At 71.0% G+C, this 20,879-nt stretch carries 20 protein-coding genes; 6 read left to right on the top strand and 14 right to left on the bottom strand.

What is annotated here, in order from left to right:
* Positions 1-71: 71 nt before the first annotated feature.
* The 8 genes from OG407_RS04590 to OG407_RS04625 form a co-directional block, all read right to left on the bottom strand.
* On the bottom strand, positions 72-776 hold the full coding sequence (locus tag OG407_RS04590; RefSeq protein WP_328685442.1) for a TetR family transcriptional regulator C-terminal domain-containing protein: 705 nt from the start codon (positions 774-776) through the stop codon (positions 72-74).
* Positions 743-2,749, bottom strand: a complete 2,007-nt coding sequence (locus OG407_RS04595; RefSeq protein WP_405855234.1) for a CocE/NonD family hydrolase — start codon at positions 2,747-2,749, stop codon at positions 743-745. The genes OG407_RS04590 and OG407_RS04595 overlap by 34 nt, the downstream gene beginning before the upstream one ends.
* Positions 2,746-4,476 carry a dipeptide ABC transporter ATP-binding protein gene (locus OG407_RS04600; RefSeq protein WP_405855236.1) on the bottom strand — a complete coding sequence of 577 codons (1,731 nt, stop codon included), beginning with the start codon at positions 4,474-4,476 and terminating at the stop codon, positions 2,746-2,748. The genes OG407_RS04595 and OG407_RS04600 overlap by 4 nt, the downstream gene beginning before the upstream one ends.
* The gene (locus OG407_RS04605; RefSeq protein ID WP_405855238.1) at positions 4,476-5,363 is read right to left on the bottom strand and encodes an ABC transporter permease; all 888 of its coding nucleotides are present in this window, start codon (positions 5,361-5,363) and stop codon (positions 4,476-4,478) included. The genes OG407_RS04600 and OG407_RS04605 overlap by 1 nt, the downstream gene beginning before the upstream one ends.
* Positions 5,360-6,316 (bottom strand): ABC transporter permease, encoded by a 957-nt coding sequence (locus tag OG407_RS04610; RefSeq protein ID WP_403594086.1) that lies wholly within the window; start codon positions 6,314-6,316, stop codon positions 5,360-5,362. Before OG407_RS04610 ends, OG407_RS04605 begins: the two co-directional genes overlap by 4 nt.
* A gap of 2 nt (positions 6,317-6,318) precedes the next feature.
* Positions 6,319-7,902 carry an ABC transporter substrate-binding protein gene (locus OG407_RS04615; RefSeq protein ID WP_405855241.1) on the bottom strand — a complete coding sequence of 528 codons (1,584 nt, stop codon included), beginning with the start codon at positions 7,900-7,902 and terminating at the stop codon, positions 6,319-6,321.
* Between the two features lie 187 nt (positions 7,903-8,089).
* Complete coding sequence (locus OG407_RS04620; protein ID WP_405855243.1) at positions 8,090-8,344, bottom strand: hypothetical protein; 255 nt, start codon at positions 8,342-8,344, stop codon at positions 8,090-8,092.
* A 286-nt stretch (positions 8,345-8,630) separates the two neighbouring features.
* Positions 8,631-9,134, bottom strand: a complete 504-nt coding sequence (locus OG407_RS04625; RefSeq protein ID WP_365306105.1) for a VOC family protein — start codon at positions 9,132-9,134, stop codon at positions 8,631-8,633.
* Between the two features lie 121 nt (positions 9,135-9,255).
* Between OG407_RS04625 and OG407_RS04630 the strand changes: the two genes are divergently transcribed.
* The 3 genes from OG407_RS04630 (at position 9,256) to OG407_RS04640 (ending at position 11,866) form a co-directional block, all read left to right on the top strand.
* Complete coding sequence (locus OG407_RS04630; protein ID WP_405855245.1) at positions 9,256-10,494, top strand: epoxide hydrolase family protein; 1,239 nt, start codon at positions 9,256-9,258, stop codon at positions 10,492-10,494.
* Between the two features lie 114 nt (positions 10,495-10,608).
* Complete coding sequence (locus OG407_RS04635) at positions 10,609-11,262, top strand: ATP-dependent Clp protease proteolytic subunit (RefSeq protein WP_403594100.1); 654 nt, start codon at positions 10,609-10,611, stop codon at positions 11,260-11,262.
* 1 nt (position 11,263) lies between these two features.
* Positions 11,264-11,866 carry a ClpP family protease gene (locus OG407_RS04640; protein ID WP_405855248.1) on the top strand — a complete coding sequence of 201 codons (603 nt, stop codon included), beginning with the start codon at positions 11,264-11,266 and terminating at the stop codon, positions 11,864-11,866.
* Between the two features lie 9 nt (positions 11,867-11,875).
* Here the strand turns inward: OG407_RS04640 and OG407_RS04645 are convergent, their stop codons facing one another.
* A complete protein-coding gene (locus tag OG407_RS04645; RefSeq protein ID WP_405855250.1) occupies positions 11,876-12,268 on the bottom strand; it encodes a helix-turn-helix domain-containing protein in 393 nt (130 codons plus the stop codon).
* A gap of 88 nt (positions 12,269-12,356) precedes the next feature.
* On the opposite strand from OG407_RS04645, the gene OG407_RS04650 reads away from it, so the two are divergent.
* Positions 12,357-13,136: a class I SAM-dependent methyltransferase gene (locus OG407_RS04650; protein ID WP_405855252.1), complete on the top strand. Its 780-nt coding sequence runs from the start codon at positions 12,357-12,359 to the stop codon at positions 13,134-13,136.
* A gap of 18 nt (positions 13,137-13,154) precedes the next feature.
* Here OG407_RS04650 and OG407_RS04655 read toward each other — a convergent pair whose 3' ends face one another.
* Both OG407_RS04655 and OG407_RS04660 read right to left on the bottom strand, forming a co-directional pair.
* Entirely contained in the window at positions 13,155-13,616 is a 462-nt protein-coding gene (locus OG407_RS04655) for an ATP-binding protein (RefSeq protein ID WP_318022766.1), read from the bottom strand.
* Between the two features lie 83 nt (positions 13,617-13,699).
* Entirely contained in the window at positions 13,700-14,947 is a 1,248-nt protein-coding gene (locus OG407_RS04660; RefSeq protein WP_405855254.1) for a DUF6777 domain-containing protein, read from the bottom strand.
* A 161-nt stretch (positions 14,948-15,108) separates the two neighbouring features.
* On the opposite strand from OG407_RS04660, the gene OG407_RS04665 reads away from it, so the two are divergent.
* Entirely contained in the window at positions 15,109-16,398 is a 1,290-nt protein-coding gene (locus OG407_RS04665; RefSeq protein ID WP_405855256.1) for a streptophobe family protein, read from the top strand.
* Positions 16,399-16,429: 31 nt separating this feature from the next.
* A complete protein-coding gene (locus OG407_RS04670) occupies positions 16,430-16,858 on the top strand; it encodes a nuclear transport factor 2 family protein (RefSeq protein WP_405855258.1) in 429 nt (142 codons plus the stop codon).
* A gap of 74 nt (positions 16,859-16,932) precedes the next feature.
* On the opposite strand, the gene OG407_RS04675 is transcribed toward OG407_RS04670, so the two are convergent.
* From OG407_RS04675 to OG407_RS04685, 3 genes are read right to left on the bottom strand one after another with little or no spacing between them, the layout of a single operon-like run.
* The gene (locus OG407_RS04675) at positions 16,933-17,916 is read right to left on the bottom strand and encodes a serine/threonine-protein kinase (protein WP_405855260.1); all 984 of its coding nucleotides are present in this window, start codon (positions 17,914-17,916) and stop codon (positions 16,933-16,935) included.
* A complete protein-coding gene (locus tag OG407_RS04680; RefSeq protein ID WP_405868283.1) occupies positions 17,906-18,451 on the bottom strand; it encodes a hypothetical protein in 546 nt (181 codons plus the stop codon). Before OG407_RS04680 ends, OG407_RS04675 begins: the two co-directional genes overlap by 11 nt.
* A 17-nt stretch (positions 18,452-18,468) precedes the next feature.
* A complete protein-coding gene (locus OG407_RS04685) occupies positions 18,469-20,808 on the bottom strand; it encodes an FHA domain-containing protein (protein WP_405855262.1) in 2,340 nt (779 codons plus the stop codon).
* Between the last annotated feature and the right edge of the window lie 71 nt (positions 20,809-20,879).

Here is a 20,879-nt window from a genome sequence, read left to right on the forward strand (position 1 = left end):
GGTCAACCTCGACCTCGGACAGCTCGACGAGCCCGATACCGTCCGGCGCCGGGAGCGCCTCGCCCGGGAGATCACTCGGGTGATCGGCGCCCGGTCCCCAGCTCCGTCTCGATGAGGCGGTTGAGGTGCCGGCGGGCGTCCTGGGTGCTCAACGGGGGTGCCTGGCGCAGCCGTTGCAGGGCGAGGCCGTCGGCGAGGGCGGCGAAGCGGACGGTGAAGCCGTCGAGGTCGTCGGCGTCGAACTCGCCGTCGGTGACGCCCCGTTGGGCCAGTGCGCGAATCTGCTGGTGCCAGGTCTCGTAGCGGTGGGCCTGGCCGCCGCTGAAGGCCGCGTCGGTGCCCTGTTCGCCCGCGTTCCAGTAGTCGAACCACATGCGCCAGTGCCGGTCGGTGTCCTCGGTGAACAGCGCGTCGACGAGCAGCCGCAGCGCCTCGGCTCCGCTCGTCGCCTGCTCGGCCGCCTCGTTCAACTCGGCGTAGTAGCGCTCGATATGGAGGACCATCGCCTCGGAGAGGATCTCCTGCACACTGCCGAAGTGGTACGTGACGGTGCCGACGGAGACCCCGGCAGCCGCCGCCACGTCCCGGACGCCGACGGCGGCGTAACCGCGTTCCGCTATCAACGGGACGGCCGCCTCGACGATGAGCCGGCGGCGCACCTCGGTGGGCTGCCGGGTGCGGTCGGCGGCGGCGACGGCTCGGCGCGGGGACTTGGTGGCCGGCTGGGGCTGCTTGGCGGCCGTCATCCCGACGTCCTCGGGGTGGTGCGGTGCCATGCTCGCTCGGCCACTGTCTCTCCGTTCGCCCGTGCTTCGACGCGACTGTCCATGACGAAGTCCGCGGCCGTGGCGCGCAGCTCCGTCCGCGCCATGATCTCAGCGTCGTAGTCGTCCCCGCGGCGCAACCGGATCCGCCACTCCGACACGGCGTGCGCGGACAGCGGGTCGTCGCCGCGGATGCGGTACGTCTCCCGCGCGCTCTCCTCGTACCGCAGCCCGTCCGGATACGTCCGCGAACCCCCGTAGTTGGGGTCCACCTCCAGCGTCCACTCGCCCTTGGCGACGTCATGCGTGACGAGTCGCTCGGGGGTCGCCTCGGCGGGCCGGTCGTAGGTCACGTCGAGCGGTGTCGCCTGCTCGGGCGCCTCGAAACGGATCGGCGGCTCCTCCCCGCCTTCCCGCAGGGGCAGTTCTACGGCGCTCTCGGCCGGGACGACCCGCAGTTCGCCGCGCTCGCCGTGCGGCCAGACCCACGGCCAGTAGGTGTCGGAGACGGCGAGCCGGATGCGGTGGCCGGGCGGGAGGGCGTAGCCGATGCCGGTCAGCTCGAACTCGACGTCCTCGTACGTCCCCGGTGTCCACTCGACGGCCCGGTCACGGCCGTGCCTGCTCAGCAGGTTGAGCACGCCCCGGGTGACGAGCGTGGACGAGCCGTCCGGTGCCACGTCGCACAGCCGGGCGATGACGTGGGCACGTGGAGTGCTGCTGTCGAGGCGGAGCCGGACGCGCGGGCGGCCGAGGATCTCGACGCGTTCGGTGAGCGGTTCGGAGTCGAAGCACACCGAACGGCCGTCCTCCTCGCGCTGGTCCGGCGGCAGGTCGCTCGCGTTGCCGAAGGGGAAGAAGCGGCCGGCGTCGAGGCCGGTGTGCTGCGGGGAGCGCACGAGGACGGGGTCCGCGCTCGCACCGAGGGGACGCGAGTCCCAACTGACCTTCTGGCTCGGCCACTTGGCATCACCCACCCAACGGCCCGGCAACACGTCGTACGACGTCGCAGGCGGGACCGGGTCGGTGATCCAGGCCCGCAGCAGGGGCTCCGCCATGGCTCCCGTGTCGATGCCCTTGAGGTGCTGGTCCCACCAGCGCAGGGTCTCCTGGAGGAAGCCGATCGCCGGGCCGGGCGGCAGTCCCCGGTCGGGGTACTGGTGCGACCAGGGGCCGACGATGCCCCGGACTCGGTCCTCGGGCAGGTGCTCGACGAGCCGCAACACGGCGTCCCGGTACGGGTCGTTCCAGCCGCCGACCGCGAGGACGGCCGCGTCGATCGCGGTGTAGTCCTCGCAGACGCTGCCGTGCTTCCAGTAGTCGTCGCGCTGCTGGTGGTCGAGCCAGGTGTGCAGGAAGGGTTCGAGGGCGTCGAGGCGTTCGCGCCACATCGGCACCCAGCGGTCAGCGCCGACGCTCGCCGGGTCCGGCGGGCGCGAGGCGAAGGCGAGCATGGTGCCGGCCCAGGCGAGCATGTCGATGCCGAGGACGGCGCCGCCCGTGTAGTGGACGTCGTTGTCGTAGCGGTCGTCGGTGGAGCAGACGGTGACGATCGCCTTGAGGGGCTCGGGCGCGAGGGCGGCGATCTGAAGAGCGTTGAAGCCGCCCCAGGAGATGCCGAACATGCCGACCTTCCCGGTGCACCAGGCTTGTGCGGCAAGCCAGTTGACGACGTCGACGCCGTCCGCGAGTTCCTGCGCGTCGTACTCGTCGCCGGGCAGGCCCTCGCTGTCGCCGTGGCCCCGGATGTCGACGCGGACGGAGGCGTATCCGTGTCCGGCGTACCAGGGGTGGCGCTGGGCGTCGCGCGGTGCGGTCCAGTCGCTCTTGCGGTACGGGAGGTATTCGAGCAGCGCGGGTACGGGGTCCGACTCGGCGTCATCGGGCCGCCAGATGCGGGCGTGCAGCCGGGTCCTTCCGTCCCGGGTGGGGATCCAGACGTCCTCGCGGACGACCTGGCGCTCGAACTGTTCGCGGTACTTCACAAAGCTCCTTCTGCCACGGGGGCGTTGAGGGGGCGCCAGCGCCGGACGCGGTGGGCGTCGTCGCCGTTCTCGGTCCAGATGTCGTCCCCGTCCGCCGCGTCGGCCCAGTCGGCGGTGTCGTCGACGTAGGGCTGTGCGTCGGGGTCGGGTTCGAGGGCGGCGGCCATGAGTTGGCGGGTGTAGGGGTGCTGGGGGTCGGCGAAGACGGTCTCCGTCGGGCCTTCCTCGACGACGACTCCGTGGCGCAGTACGACGACCCGGTCCGCGATGCCCCGTACGACGGCCAGGTCGTGGCTGATGAACAGGCAGGCCAGGTCGCGCTCGCGCCGCAGGTCGTCGAGGAGCCGGAGTACGTCGGCCTGGACCGACACATCCAGGGCTGTGGTGATCTCGTCGGCGATCAGGACGTCCGGCTCGCCCGCCAACGCCCTTGCGATGCCTATGCGTTGACGCTGGCCGCCGGAGAGCTGCGCGGGCAGGCGGTCGGCGAGGGCCGGGTCGAGGCGTACGTCGGCGATGAGTTGCCGGGCCCGCTCGGTCGCCTCGGTGCGGTCGGTCACCGTGCCGAAGAAGCGCAGGGGGTGACGGACCGCGTCGCCCACGGAACGGCGGGGGTTGAGCGAGGTGTCGGCGTTCTGGAAGACGAGCTGCACCCGGCGGCGCAGGGACAGCGGTCGTTGCTGCGCGGGGCGGGCCAGGTCGCCGTCCGCGTGCTTCATCGTGCCGCCGGACAGGGTGCGCAGTCCGGCCAGGCTCCACGCGAGGGTGGACTTGCCGCTGCCCGACTCGCCCACGAGGGCGAGGACTTCGCCGCGCCGGACGTCGAAGGAGACGCCGTGGACGGCGCGGGTGCTGCCGTAGTCGATGGTGATGTCCTGTGCGGAGACGGCCACGGGGGCGTCGGCGGGGACTTCCGCCCGGGGCCTGACCTCCCGCTCCCCCGCATCGCCGACGACGGCGAGCCCGGAGTCGTCGAGGCGCGGCACGCTCGCCAACAGGCGGCGCGTATACGGGTCTTGGGGCTGCGAGAACAACTGCCGCGTGGGTGCCGACTCCACCACGCGCCCGGACCGCAGGACGGTCACCTCGTCGGCCATGTGGGCGACGACGCCGAGGTCGTGGCTCACCAGGACCGCGGCCAGGCCGAGTTCGTCGCGCAGGGCGGCGATCAGGTCGAGGACGCTGCGCTGGGTGACGACGTCCAGGCCGGTCGTCGGCTCGTCGAGGACCAGGACCTTGGGGCGGGCCGCGATGGCCATGGCGATGGCGACGCGCTGCTGCTGGCCGCCGGAGAGTTCGTGCGGGTAGCGGCGGGCGAGTTCGGCGGGGTTCGGCAGCCGGACCTGTTCGAGGAGGTCGACGACGGGGACGTCACCGCCCGCCTCGGCGATCTGCCGTCCGATGCGCATGGAGGGGGTCAGGGCGTGGCCGGCGTTCTGGCCGACCATCGCGACCGTTCCGCCGCGCAGCTGTCGCAACTCCCGTGCGGGCAGGGCGAATACGTCGGCACCGGACACCTGGACCGAGCCCCCGGTGATCCGGGAGCCGTGCCGCAGGTGGCCGAGGAGGGTCGCGGCGATGGTCGACTTGCCGCTGCCGGACTCACCGACGAGGGCGTGGGTCTGCCCCTCGGCGACGTCCAGCGACACCTCGTGCACGACGGGCACGTCCTGGCCGCCCGAACGGTAGGCCACGGACAGGGAGTTGACGGACACGATCGAGGCCATCAGGAGCCCTCCCTGATCCGGTCGACGCCCCACGCCTTGGACAGGCCGTCGGCCGCGAGGTTGAGCCCGACCACGAGGGTGGCCAGCGCGATGATGGGGGCGAGGCTGGCCATCGGGACGACGGTGATGGCGGTGCGGTTCTCGGCAACCATCAGGCCCCAGTCCGGAGTTGGCGGGTCGGCGCCGAAGCCGAGGAAGGACAGCGAGGAGATCAGCAGCACGACCCAGGAGGCCCGCATCGCGAACTCCACGCACACCACGTCGGTGATGTTCGGCAGGATCTCCCGGCGCAGGATCGACCAGGTGCTCTCGCCGCGGGCGCGGGCCGCGGTCACGTAGTCGGCGGGGACGACCGCGAGGGCGGCGCCGCGCACGACACGGACGACCTGCGGGACGTAGGTGATCGCGACGGCGAGGACGATGACCGCGGGGCCGGTGCCCAGGGCGGTGACCACGACGAGGAGCGCCAGGACGGAGGGGATGGACAGGATCGCGTCCAGGATCCGGCCCAGTACGTCGTCGAACCAGCCGCCGCGCAGGGCCGCCGCGCAGCCGATGACCGTGCCGAGGGCGACGGTGATCAGGGTCGCGGTGACGGAGATGCCGAGGGCGTACCGGCCGCCGTAGAGGACGCGGGCGAGGACGTCCCGGCCGTACTGGTCGGTGCCGGCCCAGTGGCTCCAACTCGGGCCGAGCAGGGCGTGGTTGGCGTCGTTGGCGATCGGGTCGTAGGAGGTGAGGAGGGGGGCGAGCAGCGCGATCAGGACGTGTACGGCGACGATCGCGAGGCCGACGAGTGCCGTGCGGGAACTGCTCACGGTGCGCCAGGCGCGGACGGTGCGGGCGCCTCGTACGGTCGTCGGCGGGACGGTGTCGAGCGTGGTCATCGAGTCCTCCCTCGGGTGCGGAGCCTGGGGTTGAGGGCCATGGTGGCGAGGTCGGCCGCGAGGTTGCAGACGACGTAGACGACCGCGCTGATGAGGGCGATGGCCTGGATGGTGGGCAGGTCGCGGTTCTGCACCGAGGAGAGCATCAGCTTGCCGATGCCCGGGTAGTTGAAGACGTTCTCGACCACCGCGACCCCGCCGACCAGCCAGGCGACGTTGAGCGCGATGACGTGCAGGGTGGGCAACAGAGCGCTGGGCAGGGCGTGTCGGGTGACGACCCGCCAGGTGGAGAGGCCCTTGAGGCGGGCGGTGGTGACGTACTCGGTGGCCATCACGTCGATGACCGAGGTGCGGGCCATGCGGACGATGTACGCGGCCATCACCACGGCGAGCGCGAGGGCGGGAAGCCATACGGCGGGCAGGAGTTGGGAGACGCTGGCGTCGGGGCCGTAGAGGACGACCGCGGGGAACCACGGGAGGGCGACCGAGAAGCACAGGACGAGGACGGTGGCGACGACGAACTCGGGGACGCTCATGCCGACGAGGCTGACGGTGGAGATGACGTGGTCGGGCCAGCGGTCGCGGTAGAGGCCCGCGAGGATGCCGAGGACGATCGAGCCGGTGACCGCGAAGAGGACCGTGATGACGGCGATCAGCGCGGAGTTGCCGAGGTACATGGACACTTCGCCGCCGACGGCCTTGCCGGTGACGAGGGAGGTGCCGAAGTCGCCGTGGAGCGCGCCCCAGACCCAGTCCCAGTACCGCTCCCAGGCCGGCCGGTCGAGCTTCAGCTTCTCGCGCAGGGCCGCCACCGCGTCCGGGGTCGCGTCCTTGCCGAGGATCTGGGTGGCGACGTCGCCGGGCAGCGCCTGCACGGCGAGGAAGACGAGGATGGAGGAGAGGAAGAGGGTGCCAACTGCCGCCGCGATACGGCGGGTTATGAAGGAGAGCATGGTCAGGCTCCCTTCAGGCCGATGTTGAGGTAGTCGAACTCGAAGCCGTGCTCGGCGTATCCGCGCACCTTGCGGGAGATGCCGACGAGCCGGTCGGCAAACATCGGGGTCATCGCCCCGCCTCTCTCGATCACCAACGTCTGCGCCTCGCCGTAGAGTTCGCGCCGTTTGGTGTCGTCGATCTCGGCGCGGGCCCTGTCGAGCACCGCGTCGAACTGCTTGTCGGACCAGGCGGTCTCGTTGTAGGAGGAGCCGCTGCGGAAGATCTGGGTGAAGAGCTGGTCGACGGGCCGGCCCGTGAACCAGTAGGTGGCCATCAGCGGCTTCTTCATCCAGATCTGCGTGTAGTACGAGTCCGCGGAGGCCGTCTTGACCTTGATCCGGATACCGGCGCGCTTCGCCGAGTCCTGGTAGGCGAGCGCCATCGGCGTGAACAGCGGGTCGTAGGACGAGGTGTAGAGGTCCATCGCCAGACCCTCGTGGCCCGCCTGTTTCAGCAGGTACTTCGCCTTCTCCGGGTCGTGCTTCGGATGCGCGGAGATGTACGCGGGATCGCTCGGCGGTACCGGGTTGTCCCAGCCGGGGGTGCCCGCGCCCTGGAGAGCGACCTTGACCATGTGCTCGGGGTCGTAGGCGAGCTTCATCGCCTGGCGGACGCGGACGTCGGTGAAGGGCTTCTCGGTGGTGAGCATCGGGAGGACGTACCACTGGGCGTTCTTCACGCGGGCGATGGTCGCGCGGTCGGAGGCGGCGACCACGCGGGCGGTCGCGAAGTCGAGGTTGGTCTGCGAGAGCAGGTCAACCTGTCCTGCCAGCAGGGCATTTGAGCGGGCCGACATGTCGGCGACCGAGTAGAAGGCCACGGCGTCGAGGACGGGGCGGCCCGCGAAGTGGTCCTTGTACGCGGTGACGCGGCCGGGGCCCGCGGGCGCGAACGACTCCAGCTTGAAGGGGCCGGTGCCGATGCCGGTGCGGCCGATCGACTTCGCGCTGCCGTCGGGGATGACGTAGCAGTTGTAGTGCGTCAGCAGGCTCGGGAACTCGGCGTTCGGGCTCTTCAGCGGGACGACGAGGGTGTGGGCGTCGGGTGTGCCCAGTTTCGCCGGGTCGATGAGCGGAGCGAGGACCGCGGCCTGCGGGGACGCCGTCGCCTTGTCGAGGATGTGGCGCAGCGTGTAGGCGGCGTCGGCGGAGGTGAAGGCGCGGCCGTTGTGGAAGGCGACGTCCTTGCGGAGGCGGAAGGTCCAGGTGCGGGCCTTGGCGTCGGTCTCCCAGGACTCGGCGAGGTCGGGGGCCAGCTCACCGTTCGCGGCGACGCGGACGAGCCGGTTGTAGAGGGCACCCAGGTACTCGTACGCCGACAGGGAGCTGGCCGGGTCGAGGGTCTCGGCGTCGGAGGCGGGCGGTCGGGCGATGCGCAGGGTGCCGCCGCGGTCGGGGGCGCCCTTCGCGGCGGCGGCCGGCAGGACGGGCGCGGCCTCCGCCCCGGAACAGCCGGTCAGCAGCCAGGACCCGCCGATCGCGGCGGCCGAGGCGACGCCCGCGGCGAGCACCGACCGGCGGCCCGGGTGGTGGATGTCGGACATGTACCGACCGTCCTTGTCGCTATTCGTTCAGCCGAACGATTGAGTGAAGTTGGTGAACGATAACGAGGGGATGGTTTCCCGCCAACCCTTTGGGCGCGGAAATTAACGTCCGAAACGCACTGGTTACGCGGAGGGGGTGTGCGCGGGGCGCGGGAACGGGCCGTGCGGGGGCTCCGGGGGCGGTCGCTCAGGCGGTGGTCTCGCGGGTCCGGGGCGGCAGGGCCGTCGCCGCGAGGGCGAGGGACGCGCGGGCGAGGGACGCGTGGACGTTGCCGCCGGAGGCCACGATGAGGTGACCGAGGCGATGGTCGCCGCCCGAGAATCCGACGACGACGGTCAGGGTGACGCCGGGGCGCAGGCCGGGGAGATCTGAGGGCGAGGCCCAGAGGATGGGAGGTCCTGGCAGGGGCCTCAGGTGATCAAGCCGATCCCTGGCCGTCACGCCTGGACGTCGGCTCCGTACGGCAGGAGGCGTCGGACCTTCTGCGCTTCACTGCCCGCGCCCACCACCGGTGCTGATCGGTTCCCTCCACCGGAGTGGGTCCGATTGGACGGGCGACCCGGTGCCTGGAGCGGGCTCTTCGCATCCACGGCGGCCCGTACTTGAAGGGCGCGGTCGATGGCTTCCGGGGTCGTGGCTGGGCGCCGAGCGTCGCCGAGGTGGCGGCGCCGGCGCAGGCATCCTCCACGTGGCCGAAGGGCGGCCGGTCCGCCCGCCGGCCCCGCTGTCACTCCCCCGCGAAGGCCTTCTCCAGTGCCGCGAGGTCGAACTTGCTCATCGCCATGAAGGACTCCGTCGCGCGGGCGACCTTCGCCGGGTCCGGGTCGGTGATCATCTCGATGAGCCGGTTGGGGACGACCTGCCAGGAGACGCCGAACTTGTCCTTGAGCCAGCCGCAGGGGCCGGGCTCGCCGCCGTCGGTGAGCTTGGTCCAGTAGTAGTCGATGTCCTCCTGGTTCTCGCACGGGATCTGGAAGGAGACCGCCTCGCTGAACGTGAACTGCGGGCCGCCGTTCAGGCCGACGAACTTCTGGCCGAAGGCCGTGAACTCCACGGTGAGCACGGTGCCCGCCGGCAGCGGGGCGCCCTCGCCGTAGTGGCTGACGCGCCCGATGCTGGAGTTCTTGAAGATCGACACGTAGTGGTGGGCCGCTTCCTCGGCCTGACCGTCGAACCAGAGACACGTGGTGAATCCGTCGGTGCGTGCGTCGGTGGTCATGAGCTCCTCCATGGGCTCCAGGTGCATCGAACACGGTCATCTGTATCGACCGGGGCGAGCCGCGAAACTCATCGGTCCGACGGCAGAACAATCCGGGTGGCCGATCCCCCGCCCGGAACTAGCCTCGGATCCCATGACGTCCTCGCAGGCAGACAGCGCCCAGCCGTCCCCTATCGACCCGTCCCGCATCGACCCGTTCCGCATCGACATCCCACAGGCCGACCTCGACGACCTGCACGCCCGCCTCGACCGCACCCGCTGGCCCGACGAGCTGCCCGGCACCGGCTGGGCGTACGGCGTACCGGCCGGCTATCTGCGGGAACTGGTCCGGTACTGGCGGCACACCTACGACTGGCGTGCGGCCGAGGCCGAGCTGAACGCGTGGCCGCAGTTCACCACCACCATCGACGGGTCGAAGGTCCACTTCGCGCACATCCGCTCCCCGGAACCGGACGCCACCCCGCTGATCATCACCCACGGCTGGCCGGGCTCGATCGTCGAATTCGTGGACATCGTGGGCCTGTTGACCGATCCGGCGGCCCACGGCGGCGACCCCGCCGACGCCTTCCACGTGGTCGTACCCAGCATCCCCGGCTTCGGGCTGTCCGGGCCGCCTGCCGACACCGGCTGGGAGCCAGGCCGGATCGCCGACGCCTGGGCCGAGTTGATGCGCCGGCTCGGCTACGAGCGGTTCGGCGCGCAGGGCGGCGACTGGGGCTCGGCGATCTCCCGCGAGCTGGGCCGCGCCCACCCCGACCGGGTCATCGGCGTCCACCTCAACCTGCTGCCGGGCGCACAGGCACTCACCGAGCCCACCGCCGAGGAACTCGCCGAACTCGGCCCCGAGGAGCGGGCGGACGCCCAGGAATCCTGGCGCCGCTGGACCGCCTGGTCGCGCGAGGGCACCGGATACGCCGTCCTGCACGCCACCCGCCCGCAGACCCTGGCGTACGCCCTCACGGACTCGCCGGTCGGCCAACTCGCCTGGATCGTCGAGAAGTTCAGGGAGTGGACCGACTCGGAGGAACTGCCCGAGGAGGCCGTCGACCGGGACCGGCTGCTCACCAACGTGATGCTGTACTGGCTGACGGGGACCGCCGGTTCGGCCGCCCGCATCTACTACGAGCGGGCCCACGCCACCGGCGCCCGGGCCGCCGCGCCCACCCTTCCCTCGACCACCCCCACCGCGCTCGCCGTCTTCCCGGCCGAGATCCAGATCCCGCTCCGCCACAAGGCCGAGCGCACCGAGAACATCGTCCGCTGGACCAGGCTCGACCGGGGCGGCCACTTCGCCGCGATGGAGGAACCGGACCTGCTGGCAGCGGACGTACGGGCCTTCTTCCGGCAGCTGCGCGAAGAGGGCTCCGGCTGACCCCTCTGCTCACGGCGAATCTGCTGAGGGCCTAGAAACCCCCAGGCGGGGGCGTTGTCGGCCGACAGTGGAGACAGGTCACGACACTCTCGACACCCTCGACAAGGAGTGCCCATGTCTCCACTCACGGCCGGTTTCGCACCGGCCCTCATGCCCCGCGCCGAGGAGGGCGACACCCCGTCCTCCCGCTTCGACGACCACCTCGCCGCCCAACTCCTCGGGCAGCGCATCGTGTTCCTCGGTACGCAGGTCGACGAGGTCTCCGCGAACCGGGTCTGCGCCCAGTTGCTGCTCCTGTCCGCGGAGGACCCGCGTACGGACATCAGCCTGTACATCAACAGCCCGGGCGGCTCGGTGACGGCGGGCCTCGCCATCTACGACACGATGCGGCTGATCCCGAACGACGTCGCGACGCTGACCATGGGATTCGCGGCGAGCATGGGCCAGTTCCTGCTCAGCGTCGGCACCCACGGCAAGCGCTACGCCCTGCCCCACGCGCGGGTCATGATGCACCAGCCGTCGGCGGGCATCGGCGGCACCACCGCCGACATCGAGATCCAGGCGGAGAACCTGGACTTCACGAAGAGGACCATCGAGCGGCTGACCGCTCAGCACACCGGCCAGAGCGAGGAGACCATCTCCCGCGACGGCGACCGCGACCGCTGGTTCACGGCGGAACAGGCCAAGGAGTACGGCATGGTGGACCGGGTCGTCGCCTCGCTGGACGACGTGCGCCCGGCCGCCTCGAAGCGACGGATGGGGCTCTGACATGGGGACGTACACGATTCCGAACGTCGTCGAACGGACCCCGAACGGCGAGCGTTCGTACGACGTGTTCAGCCGGCTGCTGTCCGAGCGGATCATCTTCCTCGGCACCGACATCGATGACGGCGTCGCCAACGTCGTCATCGCGCAGCTCCTCCATCTGGAGTCGTCGGCGCCGGAGCGGGAGCTCGCGATCTACATCAACTCGCCCGGCGGCTCGTTCACTTCGCTGATGGCCATCTACGACACCATGACGTACGTACAGGCCCCCATCTCGACGTTCTGCGTCGGTCAGGCCGCCTCGACGGCGGCCGTGCTGCTGGCCGGCGGGGACCCCGGGCGGCGGTTCGTCCTGGAGCACGCGCGCGTGCTGCTCGGCCAGCCGGCGAGCGGCGGGCAGCGTGGCATGGTCTCCGATCTCGCCCTCCAGGCGAAGGAGATGGTGCGGATCCGCTCCCAGGTGGAGGAGGTGCTGTCCCGGCACACCCACCACGACATCGCCACGCTGCGCGCCGACATGGACCGCGACAAGGTGTTCACCGCGCAGGAGGCCGTGGCGTACGGCCTGGCCGACGAGGTGGTCAGCCGACGCCTCGGCCCGCTCTGAGCGACGCTGTCAGGCGGCGACCAGGCTGAGCTGCCCGTTGTACGGCGAAGTGACCCTGCCCTGACGCCTGTTGCGGTGCCGGCCGAGTTCGTCCCCGGCCAGCGACAGCAGGTCGGCGAGGTCGAGGCCGAGGGCATGGGCGGCGGCCGCGAGGACCTCCGAGGAGGCCTCCTTGCGGCCCCGCTCCACCTCCGAGAGATACGGCATGGAGATCCGGGCGGCGTCGGCCACGTCCTTCAACGTGCGCTCCTGCGCGAGGCGTTCGCGTCGTAGGACGTCACCGACCAGGTCGCGCCACAAGGGTTCCTTGGGCGCGGGAACCTGTGGCTCCGGCAGGTGAGGGGCCGGCTCGTGCGGGCGCAGCGGAATCACGCGGGCTTGGTTCGGCGCTTGGTTGCTCACCCCCTCAGACTAAAAGCCTTGGACGTGAGGGCAAGGGATCAGCATTCTGCCCTGGGGGGAATCGCCGATACGAAAGGGTGCCGGAACGGTGCTGCGCGACACATTCGACAGGGCGGCCGAGCGCTACGACCGGGCCCGCCCCCGGTATCCGCGCTCCCTGGTCGACGAACTGGCCCGCACGGCGGACCTCGGCCCGGCCGGCCGGGTCCTTGAGATCGCCCCCGGCACCGGCCAACTCACCGTCCCGCTGGCCGAGTTCGGCTGCCGGCTGACCGCCGTGGAACTGGGTCCGTCGCTCGCGGCGCTGGCCCGGCGCAATCTGAGCGCGTTCCCGCGGGTGGACGTACAGGTCGCGGACTTCGAGCTGTGGGAGGTGCCGGACGAGCCGTTCGACCTGGCGGTGATCGCGACGGCGTACCACTGGTTCGATCCCGGGAGGTTCCTCGCGAAGACGGCGTCCGCGCTGCGTCCCGGCGGGCACCTCGCGGTCGTCACCACCCACCATGTGGCGGGCGGCACCCAGGATTTCTTCGACCGGATGCAGCGCTGCTACGAACGCTGGGACCCGGCCACTCCGCCCGGCTTCCGGAGTCCCACCGAGGACGACACGGCAACGGACACAGGAGAGTTCGAGGGCTCCGCGTACTTCGAGGACGTCACGGTGTGGCGGGGCGCGCAGGAGATCACGTACACGACCGACGAGTATCTCGACGTCGTGCTCACGTACTCGGGCCATCTCGCGATGGACGAGCCCTCGCGCCAGGGCCTGCTGGCCTGTCTCCGGGAGCTGCTGGAGACGCGGCACGGCGGCCGGGTCACCAAGCGGTACTTCCACGAGCTGATCACGGCCACCCGGACCGGGACGTGAGGGACGGGGCGTGAGGGCCTAGCGGTCCTCTCCGCCCAGGTACACCACGGCGCGCACCCGCTTGCCGACCGGGACCCGTTCGACGCTCACCTGCGCGGCCAGGGCGTGGACTATCTCCAGGCCGTGCCGGCCGATGCGCTCGGGGTCCCGGGCGAAGAGCCGGGGCAGGGCGACGCTGCTGTCGCAGACGGACACCGTCACCGAGGTGTCCGTGCCCTCCAGCTCCAGGATGTACGGCCCGTTGCTGTGGCGATCCGCGTTGGTGACCAACTCGCTCACCACCAGCAGCAGTTCGCCGTCGGACTGGTCGTCGATCGTGGCGCACCACTCGGTTCTGAGCTGTTCCAGGAACTGGTGGGTGAAGTGCCGGGCCGCTGAGATGCAGCCCGGTTCGCCGGTGTAGTGCGCCGCCCGCCTCAGCGGTTCCACGGGCACGTCGAAACGAGTCGGTATCACTACCCCGTCCCGGTGGTCGATCATGCGTGTCTCTCTCGGAAGGCGGCACTGCCGGTCGCTGTCGTACCAGTGCTCGTACCCAGCCCCACGCCCGGCAGTCCCCCCGATCAGAGTGACGGTGAAATCGACCCCGCCGAAACCGGCGCGCTGAAGCTGGACGACGAGGTCGTGGTCGTGTCGGAAGCCGGCGATGCGGGTGGGGAGGACGAGGCCGAGGAGGCGGAAGAGGCTGACGACGACTCCGTCGACGGCGGCTCGGAGGACGGGGACTCCGAGTTCGGGGACGAGGAGGACGGCGAGGACGGTGCGCTCGACGTCGGCGGGCACGGGCTGGTGGACGTGCCGGGCGTTCCCGGCGTACCGGGGGCCGTGGAGGCGCACGGCGACGGGGAGTTGGAGGACGGCGAGGTCGGCGGGGACACGGTGACCGAGGGGCTGGCCGGGTTCACCGGCGGCGGGGTCTTGTGGTCGTGCTTGCCCGTGTCGCCGTGGTGGCGGCCGAACCAGTGGTGGTTGTCGGGGTCGTAGATCACGAAGATGTTGATGATCTGGGGTGCGGGGGTGACCACGACGACGTTCTGCGGCCGGTACGAGGACCAGGTGTCGCCGGTGCGCTTCGGGGTGGTCTGCTGGGCGACGGGCGGCGACAGGGGGTTGCCGCAGGCGCAGCGGACGCGGGGCACGCCGTGGTTGTCGACGAGGACGGCGGTGCCGGCCTGGAGGACGGCCTGGTAGCTGGTGGCGGCGCCGTCGCGGTAGCCGTGGTTGGTGACACGGGTGTCCATGCGCAGCTGTACGGGGGTGAGCGAGCGCAGGTAGGCGGGGACTCCGGCGGGCTGGACGCCGACGACGGACGCGAACGCCGTGTTCTTGGCCGGGGCCGCCTGGAGCGCCTTGATCTGCTTCTCGACGTCACAGCTGGAGACGTTCTGGGTGCCGCCGTAGAGACCGGGGGCGCCGCCGTCGACGCCACGCACCGCGTTCACCGGTTCCGAGGCACTGGGGGACGCGGAGACGGGCGGGGCGGAGTTCTCGGTGGCGCTGGACTCGGTGAACGGGTCGGGCCCGGTCTTGGCCGCGGCCTGGAGAAAGACCTCGCCCTTGCTCGCGGTGTTGCTCGAACCGCCGTCGGACCGGGTGAAGACGAGCCCCAGCACCACGGCGGCCACCACGACAGCCGTGAGGATCGCGACCCGCGGCACCGACTTCCACCAGGGCCGGTGCGGCTCCGGTGCTCCCGCACCGCCGCCGCCCGAGGGCTGCGAGGGCGGGCCGGAAGGCGGCTGGGAGGGTCCCGACAGCGGGCCGGAGGGCGGTCCGGTGGGGCGGCCTGAAGACGGAGGTTCGACGCTCACGAGCTCTTCTTCCCGACGCGGTCGACTGCGGCACTCGTAATGATTTGTGCCGCTTTATCCACAACGACCCCATTGTGTGCTCGGGTCCCGGTCCGCCCGCAAGCCGACGCGGACGGCCCTCCCGGCGGGCGCGCTCCCCGGCCGCTGCTTAGCGTGACAACGTGACCCCCCGAACCCCCTCTGACCAGGCAGTAGCCCAACACGGCTGGCTCCAGGCGCTTGCCACGATGCTGGCAGGAGTGCTCGGCATGGGCCTGGTCTCCGCGCTGGGCCTGTGGGCGGCGGGCGCGACGGACCTCCCGGACGGCGCGTTCCCCAGGGTCGTCACGGCCACGGTGGTGACGGCGGTGGGCGGCACGATGAAACTCACCGGCAACGCCGGCTCCCTGGCCGACACCAAGGCAGGCCTGACCGTCATCCCCCTCTCGGTAACCCTGACCGGCGCCCTGCTGACCGCGGCAGGCTTCCTACGACCCCTCCGGCACCGAGCGGTCGCCTCGGGCGCGGAACTGGCCGGCTGGGCCGCCCGAATCGCCGTCCTGTGGCTGCTCGCCCTGATCGGACTGGCCCTGGGCGCGCGCCAGAAGTTCTCGATCTCCCTGGGCACCGGAACCCTGGGCGACATCGGCGACCTGCTGGGCGCGTCCCCCGAGGTCGGCTTCGAGGCGGACGTACCGCAGACGGTGCTGTTCGGACTGCTGTGGCTGGCAGGGGTACTGATCCTGGCCCTCCTGGTCTCCCCCGGCGCCCCGCTCCCCGCCCGCCTCCTCCGCTTCCACGCGTCGGTACGCCCGGCAGCGTTCGCGGTGGTAGCGCTGCTCGTCACCTACGTAGCACTGGGCGTCGTCCTGGCCCTGGTCGTAGCGGCGACACGCGGCTACGCCGCCCAGACCTTCGCCCTCATCCTCCTGGGCATGCCGAACCTGGTCTGGCTGGCCCTCACGATCGGACTGGGCGCCACCTGGAACGGCCGGGTCGACGGCCCCTTCGGCCTCCCCGTCCCCCGCCTCCTGAACGAGGTCCTGCGCACCCCGGACATCTCCACCCTGAACCTGCGCTCGCTCGCCGCCCACGACAACGGCGTGTGGTGGCTCCTGGCCGTGAACGCGGTCCTGCTCCTGTCGGCCGCCTTCCTGATGGCCGCCCGCTCCCCGGCCCACGTACGCGCCTGGCAACACGCCGTCCACCTGGCGATCGCCTTCGCCCTCGCGGTCCTCATGATCTGCCTGGTCGGACGAACCTCGGCCCACTACGGCCTCTCCCTCCTCGGCATCGGCGACGTGGGAGGCGGCCTGTCCGGAGACCTGTTCCTGAAACCCGAGGTGTGGTCGGCGATGGGTCTGGCCGCGCTGTGGGGTCTGATCGCGGGATTCCTCGGCGCCCTCCTGGCAAGGCCGGTCCACCGACGGGGCGAGGTGGAAATTCCCGCGCAGCCGCAACGCCAGGCATGAGAGTGTGCGCCCACCCAAAGGAAGGGCAGACATGGCATTGCCTCTCGAAGACCGCCTGGCCATAACGGAGTTGATCGCCCTGCACGGCCACCTGGTCGACGAGGGCGAACTCGACCGCCTGACCGAGGTGTTCACCCCGGACGTCGAGTACGACCTCACCGACTTCGGCCAGGGCACACTCACCGGCCTCACCCAACTCGTGGACGCGGCCCTTGCGTTGGGCGCCGCGAACCCTGTCGCCCATCACGTCACCAACGTGGTGGTGGAGGAGTTGGCGGACGGTCGGGTGCGGGCCCGATCGAAGGGCCTGGGCATCAAAGCGGACGGCTCATGCGGATCGGTGACGTACGAGGACACGGTGGTCCGGGTGGGGTCGGTTTGGCGAATCGCGCGCCGCAGAGTCACGGCACGACGAGTACCCCTCAACGGCCTGACGCCGGGGACTGCAGCGTCCCTTTAGGGGCGCGGGGCTGTGTCAATTTGCGGCTCCGCCGCGTGGGCGCGACCAGCCACGACGCACCCGCAGACGAAACACTAGCCAAGCCGCCTGAAGACCGGCTCCGCCCACCGAGGCGGCGCAGGCGGCCCCTCATCCCGCCCCCGAGCCACCGCCACCCACCGGTCCACCTCAGTCGGCGCATGCCCGGCATCACCCCCACGCAACTCCGTGACAAACGCCAGACAAGACTCGTAACGATCATCAGGACTCTTCGCCAACGCCTTCGCGAAAACCCCGTCGATGTGCCCCGGCAGATCACCCCGAGCCTCGCTGACCGCCGGAGGCATGTCGTACTGGTGTGCCCACAGCAAGGCCATGTCGTCGTCCCGCCGAAACGGCGGCTGCCCGGCGAGGGTCTCGTAGACGACGCACGCGAGCCCGTACACATCACACCGGCCGTCGACCGGCCGCCCGGAGATCTGCTCAGGAGCCACATAGTCGAGCGTGCCGACGAACTGCCCCACGGTCGTGAACCCGGTCAGGGACAGGGACTTCTTCGTCAGGCCGAAGTCGGTCAAGTACACGTGCTCCGGGTGGTCGCTGTCCGTGCCGCGGGCCACGAGGATGTTGCCGGGTTTCACGTCCCGGTGGACGAGCCCGTGTTCGTGGGCCGCGTCCAGCGCGGACGCGACCTGCGTGGCGATGCGGGTGGCAGTCGGGAGCGTCAACGGCCCCTCCCGGTCCAGGAGATGACGCAGGTCGCTGCCGGCGACGTAGCGCATGGCGATGTACAGGACGCCGTCCGTCTCGCCCGCCTCGAAGACGGGGACGATGTGCGGGTGGTCGATCGCGGCGGCGACCCGGGACTCGTGGGTGAAACGTTTGCGGAAGGTGTCGTTGCGGGCGAGTTCGGGGGCGAGGAGCTTGAGGGCGACCGTGCGGTCGAGGCGGAGGTCGTGAGCGCGGTAGACGACGGCCATGCCGCCGCGGCCGATCTCGTCCTCGATGCGGTAGCCGGCGATCTGCTGCCCGATCAGTTCGGAGGGGCGGCCGGAGAAGAGGCTCGCGTCACGGGCCATCGGGGCTCACGACCTGGGTGGGGGCGTGACCGGGGTCGGCCGGTTCGGCACGGGGCCCGTCGGCCGAGGCGTAGGTGCTGAGGCGGGTGCCGTCGCCGTGGACCCAGCGCTCGTGGTCGGCGTCGTAGAGCCAGACGGACTCTCCGTCGACGACCACGCCGATCCGCAAGCCCTTGGTGCGGGCCTGGAAGGACGCGCCGTCCAGGCCGCCGCCCGCGAGATCCTCCACCGCGCTGCGGTAGCGGGCGAGGGCCTGTTCGGCGCGGGCGAGCAGCGGGCGCGGGTCGGCGGTGCGGGTGAGGGGGCCGCCGGCCGCCGGTGGGTCCTGGGAGACGGAGATCAGGTGGCGGCCGTCGACCCAGGCGGACCAGCCGTTGGAGCACAGGGCGTGGGCCCAGTCGCCGCGCCGTTCCAGCAACTGCACCGGGAGCAGCGCGTCGAGCGGCACGGTGGGGCGGGCGGGGTCCGGGGCCTCCCAGGCGGGCATCCCGTGCTCGGGGACGACATGCGTGGGCCGGAAGCCGGGGGACGGGATCGTCATCGTGGCGGCCCCTATTTCCGCATCACGGCGGGTTCGTGCCGCCGCAGCAGCCGGGAGACCAGGATTCCGAAGAGCAGCGACAGCACGACCAGCATGCCCATGTTGAGCAGCCACACCCCGGCCGAGTGCCGGAACATCGGGTCGCCGGTCAGCTCGCCGGGCACGATCCGGGCCAGCCCGATGGTGCCGGCCATCCCGCCGAGCGCCCACCGGGAGGGAACGAGCCACGAGAGCTGTTCCAGACCGGGTACGCCGTGCAGCTTCAACAGGGCGCCGCAGAACACCACTTGGACGATGGCGAGCAGCACCAGCAACGGCATCGTCACCTCCTCCTTGCGCACCGTCGCGGAGACCAGCAGGCCGAGCATCATCGCGGTGAAGGCCAACAGGGCGACGGCCACGGTGATTTCGATCAGGGGTGGCATCAACACCCCTTTGCCCCCGGGCGCGTTGAGATCGACGCCGAACAGTCCGACCAGCGTGAGCACCACGGCCTGCGCCACGGTGATCGCGCCCAGGACGACGACCTTGGAGAGCAGATACGCCGATCGGGACAGGCCGACGGCTCTCTCGCGCCGGTAGATCGCGCGTTCCTTGACGAGTTCGCGCACGGCGTTGGCCGCGCCGGTGAGCACGCCGCCGACGCACAGGATGAGCAGCGCGTTCATCGCCGTCTCCCGGGTCAGTTCGCTCCCGGCGAGCGCGCGGGCCATCGCGCCCATGACGAACGGCAGCGCGATCATGATGACGAGGAAGGTCCGGTCGGCGGCGAGGGCCGCGGTGTAGCGCCGTACCAGCGTGCCGAGTTGAGCGCTACGGCTGCGAGGGCGGGGCGGGGGAGCAACGGCGGCCGGTGCGGAGCCGAGCAGGTGGGGCTGCGCGGTGGAGTTGGCGATGTACTGGCGCTGGAAGGACGATTCCCTGAACTCCCCTGCCCAGTCCCGGTCCTGGTCCCGTTCGAATGCCTCGAAGGCCTCCGGCCAGTGCTCGAAGCCGAAGAAGGCGAGCGCGTCGTCGGGCGGCCCGTAGTAGGCGACCTTGCCGCCGGGCGCGAGCACCAGGAGCCGGTCGCACACGTCGAGGCTGAGGACGCTGTGGGTGACGACGATGACGGTACGGCCGTCGTCGGCGAGGCCGCGCAGCATGTGCATCACCGAGCGGTCCATGCCCGGGTCGAGTCCGGAGGTCGGTTCGTCGAGGAAGAGCAGCGAGGGCTTGGTCAGCAGCTCCAGGGCCACGCTGACCCGCTTGCGCTGGCCGCCGGAGAGGCTGTGCACGGGCTGCGCGGCGCGCTGTTCGAGGCCGAGTTCGCGGATGACCTCGTCGACCCTGGCCTGCCGTTCGGCCTTGGCGGTGTCCTGGGGGAAGCGCAGCTCGGCCGCGTAGGACAGGGCGCTGCGCACGGTCAGTTGGGCGTGCAGGATGTCGTCCTGCGGGACGAGGCCGATGCGCTGGCGCAGTTCGGCGTAGTCGCGGTAGAGGTCGCGGCCGTCGTAGAGGACGGTGCCGCGGTCGGCGGGGCGCTGGCCGGTGAGCGCGTTGAGCAGGGTGGACTTGCCGGCGCCGCTGGGTCCGACGACGGCGAGCAGGCATTTCTCGCCCACCGGGAACGACACCTGGTCGAGCAGGACCTTGCGGCCTCGGTCGACAGCGACGGTGAGGTCCTGTACGTCGAGGGAGACCTCGCCGGTGTCGACGTACTCCTGCAATTGGTCGCCGACGAGACAGAACGCGGAGTGTCCGATGCCGACGATGTCACCCGGTCCGATGGGTGCGCGGGCGACGGGCTGGCCGTTGAGGTAGGTGCCGTTGTGGCTGCCGAGGTCGGCGATCTCGTACGTCCCGTCGGGCATGGACCGTAGTTCGGCGTGGCGGCGGGAGACGATCAGGTCGTCGACGACGAGGTCGTTGTCGTCGGCCCGGCCGATGCGGACGGTGCGGCTGGGCAGCGGTCGTACGGTGGTCGGTTGCCGGAACGTGCCGGTGAAGGCGGGCATGGACACGGCCGAGGGGCGTTCCGGGGCCGGGGCGGGACGGTCGGCCAGGACGACGCGCGGGCCGTCGGCCGGGTTGCCGAAGCGGATCACGCTGCCGGGGCCGACGCCCCATTCCTGGACTCGGCGGCCGTCGGCGTAGGTGCCGTTCGTGCTGTGCTCGTCCTCCAGCGTCCAGTGGCCGGCGTCGGGCCGCAGGACCGCGTGGTGCCAGGAGACGCGGGCGTCGTCGATGACGATGTCGCTGAGCGGGTCGCGGCCGACGTGGTAGTCGCGGCCCGGGGTCATGACCGTGGAGCCCGATTCCGTCTCCAGGAGGAGTTCGGGCGCGGTCGGCGCGTTCGGCCGCTCTGACATGCCCCGAATTCTACCGATTCGTTCACCTGTGCGCCCGGTCAGCGGTCAGGGGTGTGCCGTGGTCGGCACGT

This window comes from Streptomyces sp. NBC_01515 (assembly GCF_045040345.1).
In the GTDB taxonomy this organism is placed as follows: domain Bacteria; phylum Actinomycetota; class Actinomycetes; order Streptomycetales; family Streptomycetaceae; genus Streptomyces.

What these genes read in the sequence shown, in the direction of transcription:
- OG407_RS04590 (WP_328685442.1), bottom strand. Translation starts at nt 776, where the DNA reads ATGGCACCGCACCACCCCGAGGACGTCGGGATGACGGCCGCCAAGCAG.
- OG407_RS04600 (WP_405855236.1), bottom strand. Translation starts at nt 4,476, where the DNA reads ATGGCCTCGATCGTGTCCGTCAACTCCCTGTCCGTGGCCTACCGTTCG.
- OG407_RS04605 (WP_405855238.1), bottom strand. Translation starts at nt 5,363, where the DNA reads ATGACCACGCTCGACACCGTCCCGCCGACGACCGTACGAGGCGCCCGC.
- OG407_RS04610 (WP_403594086.1), bottom strand. Translation starts at nt 6,316, where the DNA reads ATGCTCTCCTTCATAACCCGCCGTATCGCGGCGGCAGTTGGCACCCTC.
- OG407_RS04615 (WP_405855241.1), bottom strand. Translation starts at nt 7,902, where the DNA reads ATGTCCGACATCCACCACCCGGGCCGCCGGTCGGTGCTCGCCGCGGGC.
- OG407_RS04625 (WP_365306105.1), bottom strand. Translation starts at nt 9,134, where the DNA reads ATGGAGGAGCTCATGACCACCGACGCACGCACCGACGGATTCACCACG.
- OG407_RS04630 (WP_405855245.1), top strand. Translation starts at nt 9,256, where the DNA reads ATGACGTCCTCGCAGGCAGACAGCGCCCAGCCGTCCCCTATCGACCCG.
- OG407_RS04635 (WP_403594100.1), top strand. Translation starts at nt 10,609, where the DNA reads ATGTCTCCACTCACGGCCGGTTTCGCACCGGCCCTCATGCCCCGCGCC.
- OG407_RS04640 (WP_405855248.1), top strand. Translation starts at nt 11,264, where the DNA reads ATGGGGACGTACACGATTCCGAACGTCGTCGAACGGACCCCGAACGGC.
- OG407_RS04655 (WP_318022766.1), bottom strand. Translation starts at nt 13,616, where the DNA reads ATGATCGACCACCGGGACGGGGTAGTGATACCGACTCGTTTCGACGTG.
- OG407_RS04670 (WP_405855258.1), top strand. Translation starts at nt 16,430, where the DNA reads ATGGCATTGCCTCTCGAAGACCGCCTGGCCATAACGGAGTTGATCGCC.
- OG407_RS04675 (WP_405855260.1), bottom strand. Translation starts at nt 17,916, where the DNA reads ATGGCCCGTGACGCGAGCCTCTTCTCCGGCCGCCCCTCCGAACTGATC.
- OG407_RS04685 (WP_405855262.1), bottom strand. Translation starts at nt 20,808, where the DNA reads ATGTCAGAGCGGCCGAACGCGCCGACCGCGCCCGAACTCCTCCTGGAG.